Origin of the sequence: Promicromonospora sp. NPDC052451 (assembly GCF_044547525.1) — a bacterium.
GTDB lineage: Bacteria > Actinomycetota > Actinomycetes > Actinomycetales > Cellulomonadaceae > Promicromonospora.
Window position 1 is genome coordinate 48,684 of record NZ_JBIUAP010000021.1, and the last position, 23,243, is coordinate 71,926.

20 protein-coding genes are annotated in these 23,243 nt (G+C 73.5%); 5 read left to right on the forward strand and 15 right to left on the reverse strand.

Going from position 1 to position 23,243, the window contains the following annotated elements:
• Nucleotides 1-7: 7 nt before the first annotated feature.
• Nucleotides 8-880, reverse strand: coding sequence for a helix-turn-helix domain-containing protein (locus ACIG47_RS25400; protein ID WP_397433859.1), 873 nt, complete (start codon nt 878-880; stop codon nt 8-10).
• 43 nt (nt 881-923) lie between these two features.
• Here ACIG47_RS25400 and ACIG47_RS25405 point away from each other — a divergent pair, with 43 nt between their 5' ends.
• Nucleotides 924-1,376 (forward strand): VOC family protein, encoded by a 453-nt coding sequence (locus tag ACIG47_RS25405; RefSeq protein WP_397411008.1) that lies wholly within the window; start codon nt 924-926, stop codon nt 1,374-1,376.
• A gap of 12 nt (nt 1,377-1,388) precedes the next feature.
• On the opposite strand, the gene ACIG47_RS25410 is transcribed toward ACIG47_RS25405, so the two are convergent.
• The 9 genes from ACIG47_RS25410 to ACIG47_RS25450 all read right to left on the reverse strand — a co-directional run bounded on the left by ACIG47_RS25410 (nt 1,389) and on the right by ACIG47_RS25450 (nt 10,182).
• Complete coding sequence (locus ACIG47_RS25410; protein ID WP_397411010.1) at nt 1,389-2,678, reverse strand: deoxyguanosinetriphosphate triphosphohydrolase; 1,290 nt, start codon at nt 2,676-2,678, stop codon at nt 1,389-1,391.
• 18 nt (nt 2,679-2,696) lie between these two features.
• Nucleotides 2,697-2,870, reverse strand: coding sequence for a DUF4236 domain-containing protein (locus tag ACIG47_RS25415; RefSeq protein WP_119143454.1), 174 nt, complete (start codon nt 2,868-2,870; stop codon nt 2,697-2,699).
• Between the two features lie 75 nt (nt 2,871-2,945).
• The gene (locus tag ACIG47_RS25420) at nt 2,946-3,551 is read right to left on the reverse strand and encodes a response regulator transcription factor (RefSeq protein WP_397433860.1); all 606 of its coding nucleotides are present in this window, start codon (nt 3,549-3,551) and stop codon (nt 2,946-2,948) included.
• On the reverse strand, nt 3,548-4,792 hold the full coding sequence (locus ACIG47_RS25425) for a sensor histidine kinase (RefSeq protein WP_397433861.1): 1,245 nt from the start codon (nt 4,790-4,792) through the stop codon (nt 3,548-3,550). The genes ACIG47_RS25420 and ACIG47_RS25425 overlap by 4 nt, the downstream gene beginning before the upstream one ends.
• A 13-nt stretch (nt 4,793-4,805) precedes the next feature.
• A complete protein-coding gene (locus tag ACIG47_RS25430) occupies nt 4,806-5,489 on the reverse strand; it encodes an ABC transporter permease (protein WP_397433862.1) in 684 nt (227 codons plus the stop codon).
• Complete coding sequence (locus tag ACIG47_RS25435; RefSeq protein ID WP_397433863.1) at nt 5,486-6,268, reverse strand: ABC transporter ATP-binding protein; 783 nt, start codon at nt 6,266-6,268, stop codon at nt 5,486-5,488. The genes ACIG47_RS25430 and ACIG47_RS25435 overlap by 4 nt, the downstream gene beginning before the upstream one ends.
• 214 nt (nt 6,269-6,482) lie before the next feature.
• Nucleotides 6,483-7,394, reverse strand: a complete 912-nt coding sequence (locus ACIG47_RS25440) for a sugar ABC transporter permease (RefSeq protein WP_397433864.1) — start codon at nt 7,392-7,394, stop codon at nt 6,483-6,485.
• Nucleotides 7,394-8,962, reverse strand: coding sequence for an ABC transporter permease subunit (locus tag ACIG47_RS25445; protein WP_397433866.1), 1,569 nt, complete (start codon nt 8,960-8,962; stop codon nt 7,394-7,396). The genes ACIG47_RS25440 and ACIG47_RS25445 overlap by 1 nt, the downstream gene beginning before the upstream one ends.
• Nucleotides 8,962-10,182: an extracellular solute-binding protein gene (locus tag ACIG47_RS25450; protein WP_397433867.1), complete on the reverse strand. Its 1,221-nt coding sequence runs from the start codon at nt 10,180-10,182 to the stop codon at nt 8,962-8,964. Before ACIG47_RS25450 ends, ACIG47_RS25445 begins: the two co-directional genes overlap by 1 nt.
• Before the next feature lie 140 nt (nt 10,183-10,322).
• Here ACIG47_RS25450 and ACIG47_RS25455 point away from each other — a divergent pair, with 140 nt between their 5' ends.
• Nucleotides 10,323-11,366 (forward strand): LacI family DNA-binding transcriptional regulator, encoded by a 1,044-nt coding sequence (locus ACIG47_RS25455; RefSeq protein WP_397433868.1) that lies wholly within the window; start codon nt 10,323-10,325, stop codon nt 11,364-11,366.
• 121 nt (nt 11,367-11,487) lie between these two features.
• On the forward strand, nt 11,488-13,248 hold the full coding sequence (locus tag ACIG47_RS25460) for a glycoside hydrolase family 13 protein (RefSeq protein ID WP_397433869.1): 1,761 nt from the start codon (nt 11,488-11,490) through the stop codon (nt 13,246-13,248).
• A 13-nt stretch (nt 13,249-13,261) separates the two neighbouring features.
• Here the strand turns inward: ACIG47_RS25460 and ACIG47_RS25465 are convergent, their stop codons facing one another.
• Entirely contained in the window at nt 13,262-14,512 is a 1,251-nt protein-coding gene (locus ACIG47_RS25465) for an arginine deiminase (protein WP_397411030.1), read from the reverse strand.
• A gap of 44 nt (nt 14,513-14,556) precedes the next feature.
• Nucleotides 14,557-15,996, reverse strand: a complete 1,440-nt coding sequence (locus ACIG47_RS25470) for a basic amino acid/polyamine antiporter (protein WP_397433870.1) — start codon at nt 15,994-15,996, stop codon at nt 14,557-14,559.
• A 208-nt stretch (nt 15,997-16,204) separates the two neighbouring features.
• On the opposite strand from ACIG47_RS25470, the gene dusB reads away from it, so the two are divergent.
• Nucleotides 16,205-17,434, forward strand: coding sequence for a tRNA dihydrouridine synthase DusB (dusB, locus tag ACIG47_RS25475; protein WP_397433871.1), 1,230 nt, complete (start codon nt 16,205-16,207; stop codon nt 17,432-17,434).
• On the opposite strand, the gene ACIG47_RS25480 is transcribed toward dusB, so the two are convergent.
• On the reverse strand, nt 17,421-18,761 hold the full coding sequence (locus ACIG47_RS25480) for a hypothetical protein (protein ID WP_397433872.1): 1,341 nt from the start codon (nt 18,759-18,761) through the stop codon (nt 17,421-17,423). The two genes, dusB and ACIG47_RS25480, sit on opposite strands and share 14 nt — an antisense overlap.
• Before the next feature lie 219 nt (nt 18,762-18,980).
• On the opposite strand from ACIG47_RS25480, the gene ACIG47_RS25485 reads away from it, so the two are divergent.
• Entirely contained in the window at nt 18,981-20,222 is a 1,242-nt protein-coding gene (locus ACIG47_RS25485; protein ID WP_397433874.1) for a hypothetical protein, read from the forward strand.
• A gap of 84 nt (nt 20,223-20,306) precedes the next feature.
• Here ACIG47_RS25485 and ACIG47_RS25490 read toward each other — a convergent pair whose 3' ends face one another.
• Together ACIG47_RS25490 and ACIG47_RS25495 are read right to left on the reverse strand one after the other, a co-directional pair.
• A complete protein-coding gene (locus ACIG47_RS25490; RefSeq protein WP_397433875.1) occupies nt 20,307-21,839 on the reverse strand; it encodes an aldehyde dehydrogenase family protein in 1,533 nt (510 codons plus the stop codon).
• Nucleotides 21,836-23,227: a 2-oxoadipate dioxygenase/decarboxylase family protein gene (locus tag ACIG47_RS25495; RefSeq protein ID WP_397433876.1), complete on the reverse strand. Its 1,392-nt coding sequence runs from the start codon at nt 23,225-23,227 to the stop codon at nt 21,836-21,838. Before ACIG47_RS25495 ends, ACIG47_RS25490 begins: the two co-directional genes overlap by 4 nt.
• Nucleotides 23,228-23,243: the final 16 nt, after the last annotated feature.

Consider the following 23,243-nt stretch of genomic DNA (forward strand, 5'->3'; position numbering starts at 1 on the left):
CTCCGGCTCAGCCGAGGGCGGCCGCGCAGGTGCGTGCGTACTCGCCCGGCGCGACGCCGACCGCCCGGAGGAAGTCCCCCGTGAAGTGCGCCTGGTCGTAGTAGCCGACGGCGGCGGCCAGCCCCGCGAGGTCCAGCGCCGGATCCCGCCCCAGCAGCTCCGCGGCCAGGTGCACGCGGTGCCGCTGGAGCACCCACTTGGGGCTCACGCCCACCCAGTCGGCGAACAGCCGCTGCAGCGACCGCGGGGTGGTGCCGAGGCTGGCCGCGAGTGCCGCGACGGTGGTGCCGGGCACGGCGTCGGAGATCGCGGCGAAGGCCTCGGCCAGGGCCGCCAGGGCCGCCGTCGAGCGGGGCGTACGGGCGCTTTCCGCGGCGGCGAGGAGCAGCGGGGTGACGGTCCGGACGGCGTCGTCCGGGCGGCCGCGGCGGGCCTGGGCGATGGCCTCGGCCCCGGTGCGGTCCGCCGTCGGGCCGAGGACCAGGGCCGGGCCGACGGCGCCCCGCTCCCCCGGACGGTCGAGGCCGAGCAGGGCCCGGTATCCGCCGGGGCGCAGCTTGGTGCCGACCACGCCGCCGGCGCCGGACAGGGTGCGCCGGTCGACGGCCGCCGCCGGCATGGCGTAGGCGAGGAACCCGGTGTGCTCGGCGACGACCTGGCCCACCGGGTGCGGCACCACCGCCTGCGTGAACGTGACGCCGGGCGGCAGGTCCCAGGTGATCACCCAGTGCCAGTCCACGAGGTCGGCCAGCCCCGGGTCCGGGTCCACGCGCGCCAGCACGAACCGGTCGCGCGCCCGCGCGGGGTTGACGATGCCGAGGGTCGGTCCGTCGTCGAGGGCCTGGGTGACGGGCGCGGCGCCGTCGAACACCTGTCGCATTCTTCCAAGACTGGCACACCGGGGCCGCGGCAGCATCGACGGCATGAAGAACTCAGCCCTGCACCCCAACATCGCCGTGTCCGACGCCCGTGCCGCCATCGCGTTCTACGAGGCGGCGCTCGGTGCCGAGACGCTCGACGTGATCACGGCGGGCGACGCGGTGATCCACTCCGACCTGATCCTGCGGTCCGCGGCCGGCGAGTCGACGTTCACCGTCGCCGGCGCGTTCCCGCCGGACTCCGTGGCGCCCGAGCCGGGAGAGCCCACGCACGCGAGCTTCACTGTCCCGGTCGACGACACGGACGCCGCCTACGCCCGGGCCGTCGAGGCCGGGGCGAGCAGCATCGCCGAGCCCGCCGACTGGTTCGAGGGGTTCCGGCAGGCGGCCGTACGCTGCCCGTTCGGGCACCGCTGGTACTTCGTGACGGTCGCGGAGTCGGTGACCGCGCAGGACGTGCAGCAGGCCAGCGACGCCTGGGTCGCGGCCCGGGACTGACCGCCGCGACGCTCAGGCGGGGGCCACGAGCCGTCCGTGCAGCGCCAGCGCCGACAGGTCCGTCAGCGACGCCACCTGGTCGACCACCACGCGCAGGCGCGCCGCGTCGTCGGACGCGGCGCGCCAGTCGGCGGCGAACGGCGCCTCCAGGTCGAGGGGCGCACGGTCGGCCAGGACGTGGACGAGGTCCGCGAGGATCTCACGCTCCCGCAGGTAGCGCGGCTCCTGCCCGCGCGGGGCCATCACGTAGGCCACGGCGATGCCCTTGAGTGCGAGGATCTCGTGCTCGGTCTCGTCGGGCACCACGAGCCGGGCAGCATACCGCGTGAGGGCGCCGTCGCCGTACTCGGCGCGGGTCGCGTCGATCGCCGCGCCGATGAACCGGCCGATGAGCTGGCTCGTCATGTCCTTGAGCGAGGCCAGGGAACGCCGCGACCCGTCGAAGGCCCGCACCAGGTGCCCCTCGCCGCGCAGGTACTCCTGCAGCCGCCCGATCGCGGCGTCGACGGCGTCGGCCCGGTACCACTCGCCGTACCAGGACCGCACGTACTCGGCCACGCGCGCCCGCTCCTCGGCGTCGGCCATGAGGTCCAGGTCGATGCGGCCGGCCACGACGCCGTCCTCGACGTCGTGCACCGAGTAGCTGATGTCGTCGGCGAGGTCCATGACCTGCGCCTCCAGGCACTTCACGCCGTCGGGCGCATCCTTGCGGAGCCAGGTGAAGACGGGCAGGTCGTCGGGGTAGACGCCGAACTTGCGGCTCGCGGTCCCGTCGGGCCGCGCGGGGCCGGCCCCGTAGGCCCACGGGTACTTGACGCTCGCGTCGAGGCTCGCGCGGGTGAGGTTGAGGCCGGCGGGGGTGCCGTCGTCGGCGAGGACCTTGGGCTCCAGCCGGGTCAGGAGGCGCAGCGTCTGCGCGTTGCCCTCGAAGCCGCCGATCGGCTCGGCGATCTCCGCGAGCGCCGTCTCGCCGTTGTGCCCGAAGGGCGGGTGCCCCAGGTCGTGGGTGAGGCAGGCGGTGTCCACGACGTCGGGGTCGCAGCCCAGGGAGCGGCCCATGCCGCGGCCCACCTGGGCCACCTCGAGGGAGTGGGTCAGGCGGGTGCGTACGAAGTCGTCGTGCCCCGCACCCAGGACCTGGGTCTTGGCGCCGAGGCGCCGCAGCGCGGAGGAGTGCACCACGCGCCCGCGGTCACGCTCGAACGGGGTCCGGGCCTGTGACTTGGGCGGTTCTGTCACCCAGCGCTCGACGTCCTGCGCGCTGTACGACGGCGGGATGCTCTTCCCAGCGGGTTGCTCCACGCCGCCACTCTAGTCCGGCTACTTGTTGTTGCTGTACCAGCTCAGTCCGCCGGGCAGGTTGATCGAGTGCTTCTTGGTCTTCGAGTTCCAGGTCCAGGGACCGATCTTGAAGCTCATGGACGACAGGCCCCGCTGGGTGATGTTGAACTTGAGCGGGCCGAGCGACAGCCGCTTGCGATACCGGATTCCCATGATCCTGACTTTCCTCCTCGGGTCGGGGCAAAGCGTACCGAACTGCGCTAGCCCGGCAAAACGAATGTTCGCCCCTCAGAGCCAGCCGTTCTCCCGCGCGATCCGGACCGCCTCGGCGCGGGTGCGTGCCCCGGTCTTGCCGATCGAGGACGACAGGTAGTTGCGCACGGTGCCCTCGGACAGGTGCGCCTCCGCGGCGATCCCCGCGACGGTGCCGCCGTCGGCCGCGAGCGCCAGCACGTGCGCCTCCCTGTCCGTGAGCGGGCTGGCACCGACGGTCAGCGAGGCGACGGCCAGGTCCGGGTCCACCACGCGCAGGCCCGAGTGCACCCGGCGCACGGCGTCGGCGAGCAGCTCGGCGGGCGTGTCCTTGACGACGAACCCGCTCGCACCGGCGTCGAGCGCCCGGCGCAGGTAACCCGGGCGACCGAACGTGGTGACGATGAGCGAGCGGCAGCCCGGCACCTGCTCCCGGAGGGCGGCGGCCGCCGCGACGCCGTCCAGGCCCGGCATCTCGACGTCGAGCAGCGCGACGTCGACGGCGTGCTCGCGGACGGCCCCGACCACCTCGTCGCCGCGTCCCACCTGCGCCACGACCTGCAGGTCGGCTTCGAGGTCGAGCAGGGCGGCGACGGCACCGCGCACGAGGGCCTGGTCGTCGGCGAGGAGGAGGCGGATCATGCGTCGTCCTCCGGCCGGGCGTCGGTACGGGAGCGGGCAGCGTCGCGGCGGGCGAGACCGGGGGGCTCCGCGGGGCGCGGGTACGTCACCGCGAGCCGGAAGCCGCCGCCCGGGCGGGGGCCCGCCTCCAGGACCGCCCCGGCCCCGCGGGCCCGGTCCGCAAGACCGGGCAGGCCGTGCCCGCCGGCGGCCGGTGTCGGGCCGCCCGGGGTGGGGCCGCCGTCGCCCGGCCCGCGCCCGTCGTCCTCGACGGCGAGCTCCTCGGCACTCACCGTGATCCGTACGTGCCGTGCGTCCGCGTGCCGGAGCACGTTGGTGGAGCCCTCGCGCAGCACCCAGGCGAACAGCTCGCGGCGTTCGGCCGGGACGACGTCGACCGCGCCCGGCAGGTCGGCCTCGATCCCGGCGGCGTCGAGGGCGGAGCGCGCCGTGGCCAGCTCCCCCGCGAGCGAGGCGCGGCGCTCGTCCGCGATCATGGCGCGCACGTCGGCCAGGGCGGAGCGGGCGAGGGACTGGACGTCGGCCAGCTCGTCGGCCGCACGCTCCTGGGCGGCACCAGCCCTGAGCAGGCGTCCGGCCAGCTCCGCCTTCACGGAGATCACGGTGAGCGAGTGGCCCAGCACGTCGTGCATGTCCCGGGTGATGCGCTCCCGTTCGCGGAAGGTGGCGAGCGCCGCGACCTCCTCCTGTGCCCGGCGGAGCTGCCGGTTGCGTTCCATGCCCTGCATCATGGCGAGCACCGCGACCCCGCCGAGCAGGGCAGCGACGGCGCCGGCGTCGTCAGGCCGCCAGCCCGGGAGCACCCGGGGCAGACCGACCATGGCCAGCACACCGAGACCGACGATCCAGGCCGCGGCCGTGCGCGGCACGAGGTAGGTCGCGGCGAGGCACACGAAGATCGCCGTGGCGAGGCCCTCCTCGCGGGCGGCGAGGCAGACGAGGACCACGCACACCACCTGCCCGCCGAGGACCGCGGCGGACAGGGCCGGCGCCGGGCGGTCGTGCCGGGCGCGGTAGCGGACCGCCACCCAGCCGAACAGGACGGCGAGGCCGGCGAGCCCGGCGACCCCGGCCACCACCGCCGGTCGCGGGGCGGCGAGGACCGCCGTGACCGTGTCCCGCAACAGGGTGACGGCGAGCACGACCCCGGCGGCGACACCGATCCGGGTACGACGGCGCCGGGCCTCCTCGGCCTGCGCCGTCGTCCGGGGCATCCGTACGTCCGCTGTCGCTGTGGTCACGGGCATCACCGTGTCACACACGAGACGTGTCGCGGCGGAAGCGCCACGCGGCACCGGCCACGAACAGGGCCGTCCAGACAGCCACGTTCACCACGGCCCAGCCGTCCAGCTCGCCGCTCAGCGGCGCCCTGGCCAGCACGGCCGCGCCCCAGGTCGGCACGTACGGTGCCACGTCGCCGAGCACGCCGCCCAGCGGTACGAACAGCCCGCCGGCGACGGCGAGCAGCGTGACCACGGGGCTGAGCACGCGGGTCACGGCCTCCACCGGCAGCAGGTAGCCCGCGAACAGGCCGAGCGCGGCGAACGGCGCCGAGACCAGCCAGCCCATCAGCGCGCAGCCCACCCAGGCGGCGACCGGCATCCGCACCCCCTGCAGAGCGCCGAAGGCGAAGGTCACGACCATCGACAGGCCCCCGAGCGTCATCGACGCCAGCACCTTCGTGACCGCGTAGGCGCCGGGCCGCAGCGGTGTGAGCCGGAGCTGGCGCGTCCAGCCCTGCGCGCGCTCCGCGGCGACGCTCGCCCCGCCGGTGGCCGTGGCGAGGACGGCACCGTACAGCGCGACCGACACCAGCAGGCCCGGCTCGTCCACGCCGACGATCACCAGCACCGCCGGCGGCAGCACCAGCGCGAGCAGGTAGCTGCGCCGGTCACGGAAGGTCCGGCGCACCTCCAGGGCGAGATAGGTGGTGCTCATCGCGCACCTCCCCCGGCGGGCGTCCCGGCCCCTACCGAGGTGACCTGGACGAACGCGTCCTCCAGCGTGCGCACGCCGACCCGGTCCTTGATCTGCTGGGCGGTGCCGTCGGCGACGACCCGGCCGCGGCTGACCATGACCACGCGGTCCGCGTAGAGCTCCGCCTCGTCCAGGTAGTGGGTGGCGAAGACGACGGTGCGCCCGCGGGCGGCGTCGTCCCGGACGGCGGACCAGAACTGGCGGCGGCCCATGACGTCCATGCCCGTCGACGGCTCGTCGAGGAACAGCAGGTCGGGTTCGGAGACCAGCGCCATCGCGAACCGCAGCCGTTGCTGCTGGCCGCCTGAGCACGTGCCCACCGGGCGGCGTTCGAGGTCGGCGATGCCCGCCCGCTCCAGGCAGGCGGCCACGTCCTGGCCGCTGCCGAACAGCGCTGCGGTCAGCCGCACCGTCTCGCCCACCGTCAGGTCGCGCAGCAGCCCGCCCGTCTGCATGACGGCGGCGACCCGTCCCGCGGCGACGGCGTCGGCCGGTGCCCCGCCCAGCACGCGGACGGTGCCGGACGTCGGCCGGGTCAGGCCGAGGGCCAGATCGATGGTCGTGGTCTTGCCCGCGCCGTTCGGCCCGAGGAACGCGACGACCTCGCCGCGCTCGACGCGCAGGTCGAGGCCGTCCACGGCCCGGACGGTGCCGCCGCGGCCGCGGAACTCCTTGACGAGGCCGCGGACGTCGAGCGCCGGCGTGCTCCCGTGCTGTCTCGGTGCTGGTGTCTGTGTCATGCCTCCAGGCTGGTCCCGCCCGGGGCGCGGCACGCAGGCCGTGCGTCACCGGCCGGACATGACATCCGTCATGGGGGGCCGGGAACCTCCACCGCGCAGACGGGTTGCACTGAGTAGACGTTGTCTACACAGCGCAACCCGTGCCCGCGGGGCACCTTCCCGGGCACGCGCTCGGCGTGCGGCAGCCGGGTCGGCGCGAGGCGGACCGACGCGATCAGCCCTTGACCGAGCCCGCCGTCAATCCGCCCACGATGTACTTCTGGAGAAAGAGGAACAGCGCGAGCACCGGCACCGCCGAGACGACCGCGCCCGCCGTGAACAGGCCCCAGTTGGCGTCCTGGAGCGACGAGACCCAGCCGTAGAGCCCCACGGCCAGGGTCCAGTTCTCCTCCGACTGCAGCAGCACCCGGGCGATGATGAACTCCCCGAAGGTGCTGATGAAGCTCAGCAGCCCCACCACGGCGAGGATCGGGGCGGTCAGGCGCAGCACGATGGTCCAGTAGATCTGGGCGTGCGTGGCGCCGTCGATCTTCGCGGCCTCGTCGATCTCGCGCGGCACGGTGTTGAAGAACCCGTACATGAGGAACGTGTTGACCCCCAGCGCCCCGCCCAGGTACACGCAGATCAGCGAGAGCTTGGAGTCCAGGCCGAGGCCGGGCACCACGTTCCCGAGCGAGATGAGCAGCAGGAAGATCGCCACGAACGCGAGCATCTGCGGGAACATCTGGATCACGAGCAGGGCCGTGAGCCCCACGCGGCGGCCGCTGAACCGGAAGCGCGAGAAGGCGTACGCGGCGGCGGCCCCCATGAGCACCGTCCCGGCACCCGTCGCGACCGCCACCACCAGGGTGTTGGCCATCCAGGTCCAGAACCGCGTGCCCGCCAGGGCCGCGTAGTTGGCACCCGACACCGACGCGAACAGGTCGTTCGAGCCGGTGAGCGTGCCGCCGTCGGCCAGGGAGGCCGAGACCACGTAGACCAGGGGGAAGCCGGCGTACAGGACGGCCAGCACGCCGACCACGTGCCGCCAGCCGATCTCGGAGAACCAGCGCCGCGCCGTCGGACGCCGGGTCAGCGGCTGCCGGGCCGTGGCCGCCGGGCGGGCCGGGGGAATCGTCGTGCTCATCAGGCGATGTCCTCCAGGGATCGGGTGCGCCGGAACGCGAGGGCGGAGATGGTCGCGACCACCACGAAGATGACGATCGACAGGGCGCTGGCCAGGCCGTAGTCCTTGGCCGCCGTGCCGTCGAGGCCGGAGACGGAGTAGACCATCGAGATGAGGATGTCGGTGTGCCCCAGCGGCACCGAGGCGTCGTCGAACCGCGGGCCGCCGCCCGTGAGCATGTAGATCAGCGTGAAGTTGTTGAAGTTGAACGCGAACGACGAGATGAGCAGGGGCGCCGTCGCGACCAGCAGCAGCGGCAGCGTGATGGACCGCCACGTGCGCCAGCGGCCGGCTCCGTCGATCTTCGCGGCCTCCAGCACGTCCGTCGGCAGGGACTGCAGGGCGCCCGTGCAGATGAGGAACATGTACGGGAAGCCCAGCCACAGGTTGACGCCCAGCACCGCCAGCTTGGCCAGCACCGGGTCCGTGAGCCACCCGATCGTCGCCCCGCCGAGCAGCACCTCGTTGACGAACCCGTAGGACCGGTTGAGCAGGCCCGACCACAGCAGCGCCGCGAGGAATCCCGGGATCGCGTACGGCAGGATCACCAGCGTCCGGTAGATCCGGCGGCCGCGCAGGCGCGCGTCGTTGAAGGCGATCGCCAGGAACAGGCCCAGCAGGAACGTGGACGCGACGGACAGCACGGCGAACGCGAAGGTCCACAACAGGATCTTGCCGAACGGACCGGCGTACCGGTCGTCGCCGAACGCCGTGACGAAGTTGTCGAAGCCCACCAGGACGCGCCAGCCCACGGGGAGAGTGCTGCCGTCGGCGGCCTCGAACTGGCCGTCGTCGTTGGGCGCGTACGTCACCCCGGTGGTCGTGTCGGTCATCGTGTCGGACGCCGCGTCGTAGGTCAGCGTGGACGTGAAGACGTACCCGGTGCGGGCGTCCTGCGTGCGGACCGAGCCGTCGTTCGGGTCGTCCGAGACGGGCACGCGCAGCGCGGTGACCTCCTGCTGCCGCTCCAGCACGGCGGTGTACTCCAGCACGTCGTACCCGGGCAGCGCGGTGACCCGGCCCGCCTCGACGGTCGCGCCGTCCACGACCTCGAGGGGCCGGTCGGCCGTGCCGGCCTCCACCACACCGTCCGGCGCGACGACGGCGAAGCCGAGCGTGTCGCCGTCGGCCACGACGGTCAGGGGCGAGGAGGGCGAACCCTCCACGCGGCGCTCGTTCTGCACCAGGAGGGCCTCGATCGCCTGCTCCTTGGTGGAGTTGTGCCCGTCGCCGTAGTTGGTGAACGCGACGTAGCCCGTGTACGCCACCACGTACACCTGGTAGACGAGCAGGAACGCGAGGCCCGGCAGGATGTACTTCAGCGGCAGCGCGCGCTTGGAGAAGTAGGCCCAGTTGGCCACCAGCAGCAGCGCCACCATGGCGGCCAGGACGCCCCAGGACCCGGCGCCCCACGCGGCCAGCACCGCGTAGACGCCGAGGGCGTCCACCAGGGCGATGAGGACGAGCTTGACGAGGAACCCGGGGCTCCAGCCGGTCCGGCCGGAGCCCCGGGTCACCGGTGCGTACATCAACCGATCTCGCCCTGGATGTCGGCGACCATCTTGTCCCAGGCCTTCGCCGGGTCGGACTTGCCGGAGACGATCGCGGCCTCGGTCACGCCCCAGTACGCCCACACGGCACCCATCTCGGGCAGCGACGGCATCGGGACGGCGTCGGCACCGACCGCACGGAAGCCCGCGGTGATCGGGTCCTCGGAGGCGGTGTCGGCGGCCTCGATGAGGGCCGGCGGACGGTCGCCCGCCTCGTACAGCGCGAGCTGCGCCTCGGGGGTGGCCATGTAGTTGACCAGGAAGTCGTTGGCCAGCAGCGCGTTCTCGCTCTGCGCGCTCACGTAGAAGCCGGCCACGCCCACGAACGGCCTCGCGGGCTCGCCGCCGGCGCTGGGGATCGGGTCGATCGCCAGGTCGAGGTCGCCGAACGACTCCAGCATCCACGGGCCGCCCACGATGAAGGGCGACTCGCCCTTGGCGAAGGCCGCCAGCGCGATGTCGTACGTGACGTCGGTGCTCAGGTTGCCGGCCTCGCCCTGCTCCGCGAGCCACTCGGCGAACGCCGTGCCGCCCTCGCCGCCGAGCGCGAGCTCGGGCTTGTACGAACCGTCCTCGTTCTGCTCGAAGACCGGGGCGCCGAACGACGTCTGCAGCGGGTAGAAGGTGTAGGGGTCACCCTCGGTGGAGGTCTGGATCAGCAGCGGGTACTTCGTCCCGGCGTCCTTGCCGGCCGCGATCGCGTCGTCCCAGGTGGCCGGAGCCTCGGGGGCGAGCTCCGTGTTGCGGATCAGCGCGATGTTCTCCACCGCGTAGGGCAGGCCGTAGACCTGGCCGTCCTGCGTGAAGGCCGAGACGGAGACGGGCTCGAAGGCGTCGGCCGTGTCGCCGAGCTCGATCGGGGCCACGACGCCGTTGGTCGTGAGCTCGCCCAGCCAGTCGTGCGCGCCGACCGTGATGTCCGGGCCCTTGCCCGTGGGCACCTGCGCCAGGAAGTCGGGGCGGATGTCCTCGAAGTTCTTCAGGACCACCTCGACCTTCGCGCCCGTGGCCTCCTCGAAGCCGGCGGCCGCGTCCTCGACGGCGGCCTGGCGGGTCTCGTCGACCCAGACGGTGAGGGTCGCGCCCGCCCCGTCCGGTGCGGTCGACTCCTCGGCCGCTGGTTCGTCCGCGCCGCCCGAGCAGGCGGCCAGCGCCAGCGTCGCGGTCAGCGCGGCGGCGGTCAGGATGCTCCGTCGCATCGTCACTCCTGATGGTTCGCGGCCCGTGGCGGGCCTGGTGTGGGGTGCTCGAACCGTACGGGGCGGAGCGGCAACCTTGCAAGCCGTTGCGATAAAGTTTCAGCATCGCTTGCAGACGTCACCCGGGACGAGGAGGTCACATGTCACCTAGGCTGCCAGGCGTGCGCACCCGACTGACCGACCTCGCCGAGCAGGCAGGGGTCTCCACCGCGACCGTGTCGCGCGTGCTCAACGGCAAGCCCGGCGTGGCCGGTGAGACGCGCCAGGCGGTCCTCGCCGCCCTCGACGTGCTCGGCTACGAGCGCCCCTCCGCGCTGCGGGCCCGCCCCGCCGGCCTCATCGGCCTGGTGGTGCCCGAGCTGTCCAACCCGGTGTTCCCCGCGTTCGCGCAGGCCATCGAGTCGCAGCTCGCCTCGCGCGGGTACACGCCGCTGCTGTGCACGCAGTCCCCGGGCGGCACCACCGAGGACGAGTACGTCGAGACGCTCATCGACCACGCGGTGGACGGCATCGTCTTCGTCTCGGGCAAGCACGCCGACACCCGCGCCTCGACCGAGCGCTACCAGCGCCTGCGCGGCCGCGGGCTGCCGATCGTGCTGATCAACGGGTACGCCGAGGGCATCGACGCCCCGTTCGTGTCGCCGGATGACAGCGCGAGCATCGAGCTGTCCGTGCGGCACCTGGTGGCCCTCGGGCACCGCCGCATCGGCATGGCGATCGGCCCCGACCGGTTCGTGCCCGCCAAGCGCAAGATCGAGGCGTTCGTGGCCCAGCTCCTGCGGCACGGCCTGGCGGCCACCCAGGAGGAGGCGCGCGAGCACGTCAGCCTCACCCTGTACACCCTGGAGGGCGGCCAGGCCGCTGCCGGTGAGCTGTTCGACTCCGGCCACACCGCCGTCGTCTGCGGTTCGGACCTCATGGCGCTCGGCGCGGTGCGCGCGGCGCACGCCCGCGGCCTGTCGGTGCCCGACGACGTGAGCGTCGTGGGCTACGACGACTCCCCGCTGGTCGCGTTCACCGACCCTCCGCTGACCACGGTGCGGCAGCCCGTGGCCGACATGGCGCACGCGGCCGTGAGCGCCCTGCTCACCGAGATCCACGGCGAGCGGGCGCCCCGTTCGGAGCTGCTGTTCACCCCGGAGCTCGTGGTGCGCGGCTCGACGGGCGCGGCGCCGCACGCCTGAGCCTCCAGAGACGGGCGCACCGCGCGGCGGTGCGCCCGTCGGCACGTGCGGGCGGAATCCTCCCGTACGCTTGCTGCAAGCGTTACACCGATAATCCCCCCGACCCGCGAGGACGCGACACGTGACACGTACTGCCCCGCTCACCACCGACGACCTCACCGCATCCGCCCCCGTCCACTCCCCCGCCGTCGGCGCCGAGTGGTGGCGCGACGCGGTGATCTACCAGGTCTACCCGCGCTCGTTCGCGGACGGGAACGGCGACGGGATCGGCGACCTCCCCGGCGTCACCGCCAAGCTGGACCACCTGAAGCAGCTCGGGGTGGACGCCGTCTGGCTCAGCCCGTTCTACCGCTCCCCGCAGAAGGACGCCGGGTACGACGTCGCCGACTACCGCGACATCGACCCGCTGTTCGGCACGCTGGCGGACTTCGACGAGATGCTGGCCGGCGCCCACGAGCGCGGGCTGAAGATCATCGTCGACCTGGTGCCCAACCACTCCTCCGACCAGCACGTCTGGTTCCAGGAGGCGCTGGCGGCGGCCCCGGGCTCGGCGGAGCGCGAGCGCTACATGTTCCGTGACGGGCGCGGACCGGCCGGCGAGGAGCCGCCGAACAACTGGCAGTCCATCTTCGGCGGCCCGGCCTGGACGCGGCTGGCCCCGCGCGAGGACGACGGCGAGCGCGGCCCGCAGTGGTACCTGCACCTGTTCGACTCCACGCAGCCCGACCTGAACTGGGAGAACCCCGAGGTCCGCGCCGAGTTCGAGGACGTGCTCCGGTTCTGGCTCGACCGCGGCGTGGACGGTTTCCGCGTGGACGTGGCGCACGGCATGGTCAAGGCGCCCGGCCTGCCCGACTGGGACGGCAAGGCCGCCATGGTCGAGGGCACCGTCGAGGGCCCGACCGATCCCGCCGCACCCGAGGACGGCTCCACGGGCGCCGGCAACAACGGCCCCATGTTCGACCAGGACGGCGTGCACGACATCTACCGCGCCTGGCACCGGGTGCTGGCCGAGTACGACGGCGACCGCTGCCTGGTCGCCGAGGCCTGGGTGGAGCCGCTGAGCCGCCTGGCCCGGTACGTCCGGTCCGACGAGATGCACCAGGCGTTCAACTTCTCGTTCCTCACCACGCCCTGGGACGCGGCGACGATGCGCACCGTCGTCAACGCGTCGCTGCGGACCATGGAGTCCGTCGGCGCTCCCACCACCTGGGTGCTGTCCAACCACGACGTGGTGCGGCACACGTCGCGCTTCGGCCTGGCGGAGATCGGCGGCCGCCAGCTCAACGGCATCGGCGCGAACGACCCGCAGCCCGACGCGGAGCTCGGCCTGCGCCGCGCCCGCGCAGCGACGCTGCTGATGCTCGGCCTGCCGGGGTCGGCGTACCTCTACCAGGGCGAGGAGCTGGGCCTGCCGGACCACACCGCCCTGCCCGACGAGGTGCGCCAGGACCCGTCGTTCTTCCGCACCGGCGGCGCGGAGCCCGGTCGCGACGGGTGCCGCGTGCCGCTGCCGTGGGTCGGCGGTGCGCCGGGCAACGGGTTCGGCCCCACCGGGAAGACCTGGCTGCCGCAGCCCGACGTCTACGCCGACCTGGCCGCCGACCGTCAGTACGGCGTGGCGGGCTCGACGTACGAGCTGTACCGCACGGCCCTGGGCCTGCGCCGGGCGGAGAAGCTCGGCACGAGCACGCTGGCCTGGGTGGACGCGCTGTCCGCGGACGCCGACGTGGTGGCCTTCCAGGTGGCCGGCGTGGTCGTCCTGGCCAACCTGGCGACGACGGCGCTGACGCTCCCGGCCGACGCCGAGGTGCTGGTCGCGTCGGGTGACCTGGTGGACGGCGCGCTGCCCGGCAACACCACGGCCTGGCTGCGCGCCTGACCGACGCCGGCGCTCAGGACGCTGGGTCGCGGATGACGGGGCAGGTCATGCAGTGGCCCCCGCCCCGGCCGCGACCCAGCTCCGCGCCGTTGATCTCGATCACCTCGATGCCGGCCTTGCGCAGCAGGTCGTTCGTCGTGGTGTTCCGGTCGTAGGTGAACACCACGCCCGGTTCCACGGCGACGGCGTTGTTGCCGCTGTCCCACTGCTGACGCTCCGACTCGTAGACGTCGCCGCCGGTCTCGATGACCTGGAGCGCGCCCAGCCCGGTCTCCCGGGCCACGACCTCCAGGAACGTGGAGCCCGCCTCGTCGGTCACCGACAGGGCGCCGCCGTCGCCCGGGCGCAGCACGAACGGGTGGATGTCGGCCACGATGCGCGGGTAGACGGTCACGGTGTCGACGTCGGCGAACGTCATGACCGTGTCCAGGTGCATGGCCGAGCGCAGCCGCGGCATGCCGGCCACGACCACCCGCTCGGCCGCGCCCCGCTCGAACAGCGCGGACGCAACCTGCGTGATCGCCTGGCGCGAGGTGCGCTCGCTCATGCCCACCAGCACGGTGCCGTTGCCCACGGGCATCACGTCGCCGCCCTCCAGCGTGGCCCGCTGGTGGTCCGTCTCGGGGTCGCCCCACCAGATCGTCGACCCGACGAAGTCGGGGTGGAAGGCGTAGACGGCCTTCATGAGCAGCGTCTCGTCGTGCCGCGCGGGCCAGTACAGCGGGTTGAGCGTCACGCCGCCGTAGAGCCAGCAGGTCGTGTCGCGGGTGAACAGCGTGTTCGGCACGGGGGCGATCAGGTACTCCCGCGCGTCGGCGGTGTACTCGGCCAGCGAGCGGTACGCCGCCGGCAGGTCGGGCACGTCGTCGGTGGCCAGGCCCCCGATCAGGTGCTCGGCGAGCTGCTCGGGGGTGAGCGACTCCAGGAACGCCCGGGTCGGCTCCACGAGTCCGGGACCGACGATGCCCGGGACGATCCGGCGGTCCAGGATCCAGTCGCGGGCCCCGGGCACGCGCACGGTCGCGGCGAGCACCTCGTGCAGCTCCACGACCTCGACGTCGCGGGCCCGCAGGTCGGCGACGAACGCGGCGTGGTGCTCGATCGCGCGGTCCACCCAGAGCACGTCGTCGAAGAGCAGGTCGTCCGAGTTCGTGGGGGTCAGGCGCCGGTGGGCGAGCCCCGGCCGGCACACGAGCACCTTGCGCAGGCGCCCGACCTCGGAGTGCACCCCGTAGGCCGCCGACGGCAGAGTCTCGTTCGTCATGATGTCCCTTTCCGCTGGTCCGCCGGGTCCGCTCGGCCCGCTGGTCAGATCGAGATGGCCCCCGTGGCCAGGGCGACGACGCCGGTCACCGCCCCGAGGACCGACACGACGAAGATCGCCAGCTCGCCCCGGCTGAACACCCGCCGCCCCTGCTCGCGCCGGGTCATCGCGAACAGCACCGTCGCTGGCGCGTAGACCACGAACGACAGCAGCACGAACGTGAGCCCCGCCGCGAACAGCAGGAACGCCGTGTACAGCACCGCGAGGGCCGCCACCACGAGGTCCCGGGTGGTGTGCTGCCCGGCGGCGGGCCCGCCGCGCCCGGCGGCCAGCTTGAGGGCGTAGCCGGCGGCGAGCAGGAACGGGATGAGCGACAGCGCGCTGGTCAGGTCCAGCGCGAACGTGAACGCGTCGTCGGACACCAGGGTGATCACGAGCATCACCTGGATCAGGAGCGTCGTCAGCAGCAGGGCGGACCGCGGCACGTCGTTCGCGTCCGACCGGGCGAGGAAGCGCGGCATGTCGCCGTCCTTGGCCGCGACGTACAGCACCTCGGAGGCCATCAGGGTCCAGGCCAGGTAGGCACCCAGGACCGAGACGATGAGCCCCACGCTCACGAACGCCGCGCCCCAGCCGCCGACCGCCGCCTCCAGGACCCCGGCCATCGAGGGCTGCCGCAGCTCGGCGATCTCCTGCATCGGCAGGATGCCGTAGGACACGATCGTCACGGACGCGAAGATCGCCAGCACCATGAGGAAGCCGAGCACGGTGGCACGGCCGACGTCCTCCCGGCGGCGCGCGTGGCGCGAGTACACGCTCGCGCCCTCCACGCCGAGGAAGACGAAGACCGTGGCCAGCATCGTGCCGCGCACCTGGTCGAACAGCGGGCCGGTGATGCCGTAGCCCTCGAAGTTCTCGGCCAGCACCTGCGGGTCCAGCAGGAAGACCGCGATGAGCACGAACGTGATGATCGGCAGCACCTTGGCGACGGTGACGATGCGGTTGATCGCCGTCGCCTCCTTCACGCCGCGGCGCACCAGCAGGTAGAACAGCCAGACGCACGCCGAGGACGCCACGAAGGCGACGACGGTGTCGCCCTCGCCGAGCACCGGCACGACGGCGCCCACCGTGGACATGATGAGGATCCAGTAGGTGACGTTGCCGACGCAGGCGCTCGCCCAGTACCCGAACCCCGAGAAGAAGCCGAGGTACTCGCCGAAGCCCGCCTTGGCGTAGGCGTAGACGCCCGAGTCGAGGTCGGGCTTGCGCACGGCGAGCCGCTGGAAGACGAAGGCGAGCATGAGCATGCCCGTCCCGGCGACCGCCCAGGAGATCAGGGCGCCGAGCACGCCGGTCTCGCCCGCGAACCGGCTCGGGAGCGAGAACACGCCGGCGCCCACCATCGAGCCCACCACCATGGCGGTGAGCGTGGCGACGCTGATCTTGGCGGTCACCTGCTGGGTCGAACGGTCGGACTGCGTCATCACGAGCCCCCGAGGTCGAGCGCGGTCCGGTGTCCCGGCTTCCTGTGCCCGGTCGCCTCGCGCCCCTCGATGCTCCGGCACGTCCATTGATGCACGGCCCCGGGACGGCGGCAAACGATGGCCGGACGAACCGGCCGCCACGGCGGTCCGGTTCGTGAGAGCGACCACAACCACGCCCGGCCCGCGGTGGCGATGGGACAATGGCTGCGTGACCTCTGCCCTCGACACCGCCATCCCGTCGCCCACGGCACCCGGCCGGGCGTCGGGCTGCCCCGTGCTCAAGCCGCTCCAGATCGGGCCGCTGACGGTGCGCACGCCGGTCGTGCTCGCGCCCATGGCCGGCGTGACCAACCGCGCGTTCCGCACGCTGTGCCGCGAGGCCGGTCGGTCCACGGGGTTCGACCCGGGCCTGTACGTCGCCGAGATGGTGACCAGCCGCGCGCTCGTGGAGCGCAACGTCGAGGCGCTGCGGATCGTCACGTTCGGCGAGGACGAGACGCCGCGCTCCGCCCAGGTCTACGGCGTGGACCCGGCCACCGTGGGCGCCGCCGTGCGGATCATCGCCGGCGAGGGCCGGGCGGACCACGTCGACCTCAACTTCGGCTGCCCCGTGCCCAAGGTGACCCGCAAGGGCGGCGGAGCCGCGCTGCCCTGGAAGCGGCAGCTCTTCACCGACATCGTCCGGGCGGCCGTCGAGGCCGCCGAGCCGCACGGCGTGCCCGTCACCGTCAAGATGCGCAAGGGCATCGACGACGACCACCTGACCTACCTCGAGGCCGGCCGGATCGCCGAGTCGCTCGGTGCCGCCGCCGTCGCGCTGCACGCCCGCACGGCCGCACAGCACTACTCGGGCCAGGCGCAGTGGGAGGCGATCGCCCGCCTCAAGGAGGCCGTGCGCACCGTCCCGGTGCTCGGCAACGGCGACATCTGGGCCGCCGAGGATGCCCTGCGCATGGTCGAGCAGACCGGCGCCGACGGCGTCGTGGTGGGCCGGGGCTGCCAGGGCCGCCCCTGGCTGTTCGCCGACCTCGCGGCCGCGTTCAACGGCTCCGACCTGCGGGTCCGGCCGGGCCTGCGCGAGGTCGCGGACACCATCTACCGGCACGGCACGCTCATGATCGAGTACTTCGACGGCGACGAGGGCAAGGGCATGCGCGACCTGCGCAAGCACATGGCGTGGTACCTCAAGGGCTATGCCGTGGGCGGGGAGAAGCGGCAGGCGCTCGCCCTGGTCAGCACCCTGGCCGAGCTGCGCGAGCGGCTCGACGCCCTCGACCTCGACGCCCCCTACCCCGGGGACGACGCCGAGGGCCCGCGCGGCCGCGCCGGCTCCCCCAAGACCCCGCACCTGCCCTACGGCTGGCTCGACTCCCGCGAGCTGTCCGAGGAGTTCGAGGCGAAGCTGCGCGAGGCCGAGCTGAGCGTCAGCGGCGGCTGACGGCGTCGGCCCCGTCCGGCCCCGGGGGCGGCACGCGTCCCATGATCGACGACGCCATGACGAGCCCCGGCTCGTCCCGGCCCGCCGCCGGCTCCCGGTCGCGCAGGAGCACTGCGCCGTGCCGCTCCCAGACGAGGCCGGGCCGCCCGCACGCCGCTCGGTAGAGGGCGTCGAGATGGTCCGGGTGGCGCTCGGCGAGCAGCGCGAGCACCCACGACGGGGCGTCCGGGTCGGCGAGCACCTGGGCCAGCCGGCGCGGCTTCCACGGCGCGAGCGGCGGCGTGTGCACCTGGCGGAGCTGCCCGTACCAGTCGAGCAGGCGCAGGCCCCTGACCGGGTGGTGCGCCAGCGCGTACGCCGGGTCGTCCGGGTCGGCGGCATCGTCGGGCAGCCAGCGTTCGTCGCGGAGCGAGCCCAGCAGCGCGAACTCCTCCGAGGGTGCCCCGATCCGGTCCTGGAACCGCAGGTAGCAGTCCATGACGTGCGACGCGGTGCCCTCCACGAGCACGTCGCCGAACAGGTCCCGGAACGCCCGGTGGTGGTCGGCCACGAGCTCGCGGGCGCGCGCCAGCGTGCGCGGGTTGCGGTAGGCCGGGCAGGGCGTGGACGCGAGCAGCTCCACCACGCCGCCCACGAGGTCGACGATGCTGTCCGGCGCGAAGACCGCCGGTGTGCCGGCGAAGATCCACGTGGCCCCGACGGGCAGCACGCGCCCTGACAGCGGGAGGCCCGGCAGGAGCGCCTCCGAACGGATCTCGGACCCGCCGGTGAAGACCCGGTAGTCCAGGTCGTCCTCCAGGTTGTGCAGCACGGCGTGCTCGTCCACCACGTCGGTCACGATGAAGTGGCCGAGCACCCCGCCGTCACGCCAGCGGTCCAGCAGCGCGAGCTCGACGGCGTCGAGCAGCAGGCCGGCGGGCGCGGTGCCGTCGTCCGGCTCTCCGTCGTCCCCGTCGTCCCCGTCGTCCCCGTCGTCCCCGTCGTCCCCGTCGTCCCCGTCGTCCCCGTCGAGGATCCGGCGGACCAGGGAGCCGGACCCGTCACGCGGACCGGCGTACACCAGCATGTCGGTGGCGCACTGCCGGGTCACGGTGCCGTACCGGTCGAGGTCGACGTCGCCCACGGGCACCAGCGACTCCGCCTGGACGTACGCGGTCTGCCGGTCGACGGCGCCCCTGTTGGCGGGGCGCAGCACGTGCGCGACCAGGCGGTGCGCCAGCCGGGCCGCCCGCGCCCGGCGCTCGCGCAGGGTGAGCGGGTCGAGCGGGTCGAGCAGGTCGAGTGCGGGGCGCGGGGTGGCCGGTGCGGATCGGGTCGGTGGCGTCATGCAACCAGCATTCGGCACGAAGACCCATCATGCTCGCCAAGCGTGATTACCTGTGGATAACCGGTCGGGCGGGTGTGGCCGTGCGGACGGCGGCAGTTCGGTTAAAGATTGACGTCGATCTCGACCGTGAAGAGCGCATAGGGCGCAAAGTAGACGAAGATCAGCGGTGGAGGACCCACGACCCCCACTCACCTGCTCTGACGAAAGGGACCCACCCACATGGCATCGGAGAAACGCCCCCGACGCGTTCCGGCGGTCATCGCCGACACGCGCAGGAACCCAGGCTTCGCCCTGGGTGCCTTCGGGCTCTCGGCCTGGGCCTACATCGGCATGTCGCACACCATCGCCGACTACGAGGGACCCCGGCTCGGCTACGCACTCGGCGTGGCCTACGAGGCCCTGGTCATCGGCCTCGCCTGGGAGGGCCGGCGACGGGCCGACCGGGCGCTCGAGATGGGCCAGCCGGTCTCCGGGCACGCGCGCTGGCTCGGCGGTGCGATCGTCGTCGGCATCCTGTCCGGCGCGCTCGCCGCGTGGCACGGCTGGCTGCTCGGCGAAGGCGTCTTCGCGATCTCCCGCGCGGTCGCCCCCGTCCTCGCGGCGGTCGCCGTGCACCTGTTCTTCCAGTCGGCGTCCAGCGCGCGGGCCCTCGACCGGCAGGCCGAGATCGCGAACGACCGGCAGACGGCCGTGCTCGACATGCTCGACGCCGTGCGCCTGGCGCAGATCGCTCCCCCCGAGGAGCGCGCGGCCCGCATCGCCGAGGTGAACGCCGCGGTGGGCCGGGTGCACCGCCACGTGCCGGCAGGCGTCACCGCCGAGGTGACCCGCCCGCACCTGGAGTCGGAACGCACCATCCGCGACGTGGTCCAGGAGGCCGCGGCGCTGGCCGGCGAGTGGATGCCGACCGCCGACGAGCGCGAGCGGCGCGAACGGCCGGCCGAGCAGCTGCTGCCGGAGCCGGTGCTGCCCGACTCCCTGCTGCTGGAGGCACCCGAGCCGGAGGCGCGCGAGCTCGAGGCGGCCGAGCCGGACGCCCTGAGGCAGATCACCGCGGACGCTCCTGCGGCGAGCAGCCCGGCCCGCACCCCGGCCGAGGCCGAGGTCGCGCCCGCCGAGCCGGCGCCGGCGTCCCTGGCGCGCACCGAGACCGAGGAGACCGCCACGGCGGGGCCGATCGTCGCGGAGCGCGTGCGCCTGGAGGCCAAGTACGCGCCCGTGTCCCCGGAGCGGGCGCGGACGACCCCGGCGGAGGAGGAACCGGCCGCCGACCCGGACAAGCCGCTCACCACCGGGCAGATCAGCGAGATCCGCGTGCTGCGGTGGGCGCAGACCCTCAGCGTCGAAGAGGTGGCGGCGCGCGTCGGCGTCTCCGTCGCCGCGGTGAAGCGGTACGCACCGAGCACCGACCCGACCACCGAGACCGGCTCCCTGCTGACGGTGTCGGCCACCGCGTCCTGACCGGCGCGGGCACCGTGGGGGGACGGCCGGCCCGGCCGCACGTGTCGTGACGCGTGCGGCCGGGCCGGCCGGTGTGCCGCCGGGTCAGCCGAAGTTGACGCCCTGGGCCAGCGGCAGCTCGGTCGAGTAGTTCACCGTGTTGGTGGCCCGGCGCATGTACTGCTTCCACGCGTCCGAGCCGGACTCGCGGCCGCCGCCCGTCGACTTCTCGCCGCCGAACGCGCCGCCGATCTCGGCACCCGAGGTGCCGATGTTCACGTTCACGATGCCGCAGTCGGAGCCGACCTCGGACAGGAACGTCTCGGCCTCGCGCACGTCCAGCGTGAAGATCGACGACGAGAGCCCCTGGGGCACGTCGTTGTGCACGGCGATCGCCTCGGACAGGTCCGTGTAGGTCAGCACGTACAGGATCGGTGCGAACGTCTCCCGCTTGACCACGTCGGCCTGCGCCGGCATGCGCACGATCGCCGGGTGCACGTAGGCGGCGTCCTCCGCACCGGGCACGGTCACCGCCGTGCCGCCCACGACGAGCTCGCCGCCCGCCGCGACGGCCTCGTCGATCGCGGCCAGCATGCGGTCCCGGGAACCGGCGTCCACCAGGGGGCCCACGAGCGTGCCCTCGGTGCGCGGGTCGCCGACGGGCAGGCCGGTGTAGACCTTGGCCAGCCGCGCCACGACCTCGTCCACGATCGACTCGTGCACGATCAGGCGGCGCAGCGACGTGCAGCGCTGCCCGGCCGTGCCCGCCGCCGCGAACACCGCGCCGCGCACGGCGAGGTCGAGGTCCGCCGACGGCGCGACGATCGCCCCGTTGTTGCCGCCCAGCTCCAGCAGGTAGCGCCCGCCGCGCGCCGCGACCACGGGTGCGACCTGCTGGCCCATGCGCTCCGACCCGGTCGCGGAGACCAGGGCGACGCGCGGGTCGGCCACCAGGGCCTCGCCCGCCTCGCGGTCGCCGAGCAGGAGCCGGGACACGCCCGCCGGGAACCCGGCCTCCGCCAGGGCCCGGTCCAGCAGCGCGGCGGCACCGACGGCCGACAGGAGGGTCTTCTCGCTCGGCTTCCACACCACGGTGTCGCCGCAGACCAGTGCGACGGCGGTGTTCCACGACCAGACGGCGACCGGGAAGTTGAAGGCGCTGATCACGCCGACCACGCCCATCGGGTGCCACGTCTCCATGAGGCGGTGACCGGGGCGCTCGGACGGCATGGTGCGCCCGCCCACCTGCCGCGACAGCCCGACGGCGTAGTCGCAGATGTCGATCATCTCCTGGACCTCGCCCAGGGCCTCGCTGGTGATCTTGCCCGCCTCGATGGTGACGAGCTCCGCGAGGTCGGCCTTGTGCTCGCTGAACAGCTCGCCCAGCCGCTTGACGACCTGACCGCGCACGGGGGCGGGCACGGAACGCCACGTGGTGAACGCGTCGGCGGCCTCGTCGACGGCGGTGGCAGCCTCGGCGGCGCCGTCGCGGCGCAGCTCCAGCAGCGGCTGGCCGGACAGCGGCGACACGACGGGCAGACCGTCCCCGGTGGGCACCGTGGCGCCCAGCCGCTCCAGGGCGGCCAGGGCGGCGTCGCGCAGCTCGGTCGTCAGCGGGGTGGTGGTCGTGGTGCTCATCGCATGGCTCCTGTGGTGGTGGTGAGGGTGGCCGGGTCGACGCCGAGGGTCCCGGCGGCGGCGGTCAGCGACCTGTCCACCTGGTCGGCGTACAGGTCGAAGGGGTCGAACAGGTCACGGCCGAGCGCGCCGGCCATCCAGTCGGCGTCCCGGTCGGTGGCCTCCTGGCTGGCGTCCTTGGCGCCGTCCGAGGTGAGGTTGGACTGGAAGATGCCGGCGGCCGAGCGGGGCAGGAAGTCCTCGTAGACGACGGGTTCGCGCCGCACCCCGCCGGCCGCGTCCACCTCGTAGGTGAACCAGCCCAGCCCCTGGTCGGCGAGCGCCGTCTCGGTGGTGGGGAACGTGCGGGCCCAGACGGCCCGGGCGATCTCCTGCCGCCCCTGCTCGGTGAGGCCCGGCTCCTCCGTGCGGGCCGCGGCGGCTGTCTCGTCGATCTCGACCACGGCGGCGTCGTAGACGGCACGGCCCTCGCGGGTCAGCGCGATGCCACGCGCCTCCACCTCGCCGAACCGGACGCGCAGCGCGTCGCTGACGATCTCGCCGTCCGCCGTGCGGAAGGTGCGGGGCTCGGCGAGGGCACGGAACGACGTCTGCCGCAGCAGCACGTCGGGGCCTTCCCAGCGGGGCGGACCCTGGATGGCGTCGATCATGGTGATGCCGCGCGCCTCCATGCGCGCGTACAGGTCGTCGATGTCCAGCACGCGGGGGGTGAGGTGGTTGATGTGCGTGGAGGCGATGCCGCCGATGTCGGCCGCCACGGCGCTGACTGCCTCGAGCTCGCGGTACCAGGCCTGGTCCACGGGCTCCCGGGACAGCTCGAAGGCCTGCGTGGCCAGGCGCAGGAACTCGGCGGCCTGGTCCTGCGGCAGGCCGCCCTCCGCCTCCGCGCGGTCGGCGAGGGCGAGCAGCTCAGGGCCGAACAGGGTGCGGGCGGCGAGGAAGGAGTCCAGCCGGCGCTCCAGGTCCGCGGTGAAGAACCGGCGGTCGGCCGTGACGAGCATCGACGTGAAGACCCGGAACGGGTTGCGTGCCAGCTCCTCGCGCTCGATCGGGCGGAACGCCGTCGAGATCACCGGGACGGAGCTGGAGGACGCGTCCCGCAGGTCGTAGAAGCCGACCGGGCGCATGCCCATGGCGCCGAAGATGCGGGCGACCTGGGCCATCTCGGTGGGGGTGCCCACCCGGATCGCGCCGTGCCGCTCGGCCGTGACGCGCGCGATGGAGCCCAGCCGCTCGGCGTCCGCACCGTGCCGGGCCACGAAGTCCGCGTTGACCTCGTGCGACACGTCGAGCAGCGTGGTGTAGGCGGGCACCTCCTTGCCGTACATGTCCGAGAGGCTGCGCGCGAACGCGGCCCGCAGCTGCCAGGGCTCGAGGAACGTGGACATCAAGCTCTCCTGTCCG

Bases quoted from the DNA above. Each gene is read 5' to 3' on its own strand.
- ACIG47_RS25400 (WP_397433859.1), bottom strand. From the start codon at position 880: ATGCGACAGGTGTTCGACGGCGCCGCGCCCGTCACCCAGGCCCTCGAC.
- ACIG47_RS25405 (WP_397411008.1), top strand. From the start codon at position 924: ATGAAGAACTCAGCCCTGCACCCCAACATCGCCGTGTCCGACGCCCGT.
- ACIG47_RS25415 (WP_119143454.1), bottom strand. From the start codon at position 2,870: ATGGGAATCCGGTATCGCAAGCGGCTGTCGCTCGGCCCGCTCAAGTTC.
- ACIG47_RS25420 (WP_397433860.1), bottom strand. From the start codon at position 3,551: ATGATCCGCCTCCTCCTCGCCGACGACCAGGCCCTCGTGCGCGGTGCC.
- ACIG47_RS25430 (WP_397433862.1), bottom strand. From the start codon at position 5,489: ATGAGCACCACCTATCTCGCCCTGGAGGTGCGCCGGACCTTCCGTGAC.
- ACIG47_RS25435 (WP_397433863.1), bottom strand. From the start codon at position 6,268: ATGACACAGACACCAGCACCGAGACAGCACGGGAGCACGCCGGCGCTC.
- ACIG47_RS25440 (WP_397433864.1), bottom strand. From the start codon at position 7,394: ATGAGCACGACGATTCCCCCGGCCCGCCCGGCGGCCACGGCCCGGCAG.
- ACIG47_RS25445 (WP_397433866.1), bottom strand. From the start codon at position 8,962: ATGTACGCACCGGTGACCCGGGGCTCCGGCCGGACCGGCTGGAGCCCC.
- ACIG47_RS25450 (WP_397433867.1), bottom strand. From the start codon at position 10,182: ATGCGACGGAGCATCCTGACCGCCGCCGCGCTGACCGCGACGCTGGCG.
- ACIG47_RS25455 (WP_397433868.1), top strand. From the start codon at position 10,323: ATGTCACCTAGGCTGCCAGGCGTGCGCACCCGACTGACCGACCTCGCC.
- ACIG47_RS25465 (WP_397411030.1), bottom strand. From the start codon at position 14,512: ATGACGAACGAGACTCTGCCGTCGGCGGCCTACGGGGTGCACTCCGAG.
- ACIG47_RS25470 (WP_397433870.1), bottom strand. From the start codon at position 15,996: ATGACGCAGTCCGACCGTTCGACCCAGCAGGTGACCGCCAAGATCAGC.
- ACIG47_RS25480 (WP_397433872.1), bottom strand. From the start codon at position 18,761: ATGACGCCACCGACCCGATCCGCACCGGCCACCCCGCGCCCCGCACTC.
- ACIG47_RS25485 (WP_397433874.1), top strand. From the start codon at position 18,981: ATGGCATCGGAGAAACGCCCCCGACGCGTTCCGGCGGTCATCGCCGAC.
- ACIG47_RS25490 (WP_397433875.1), bottom strand. From the start codon at position 21,839: ATGAGCACCACGACCACCACCCCGCTGACGACCGAGCTGCGCGACGCC.
- ACIG47_RS25495 (WP_397433876.1), bottom strand. From the start codon at position 23,227: ATGTCCACGTTCCTCGAGCCCTGGCAGCTGCGGGCCGCGTTCGCGCGC.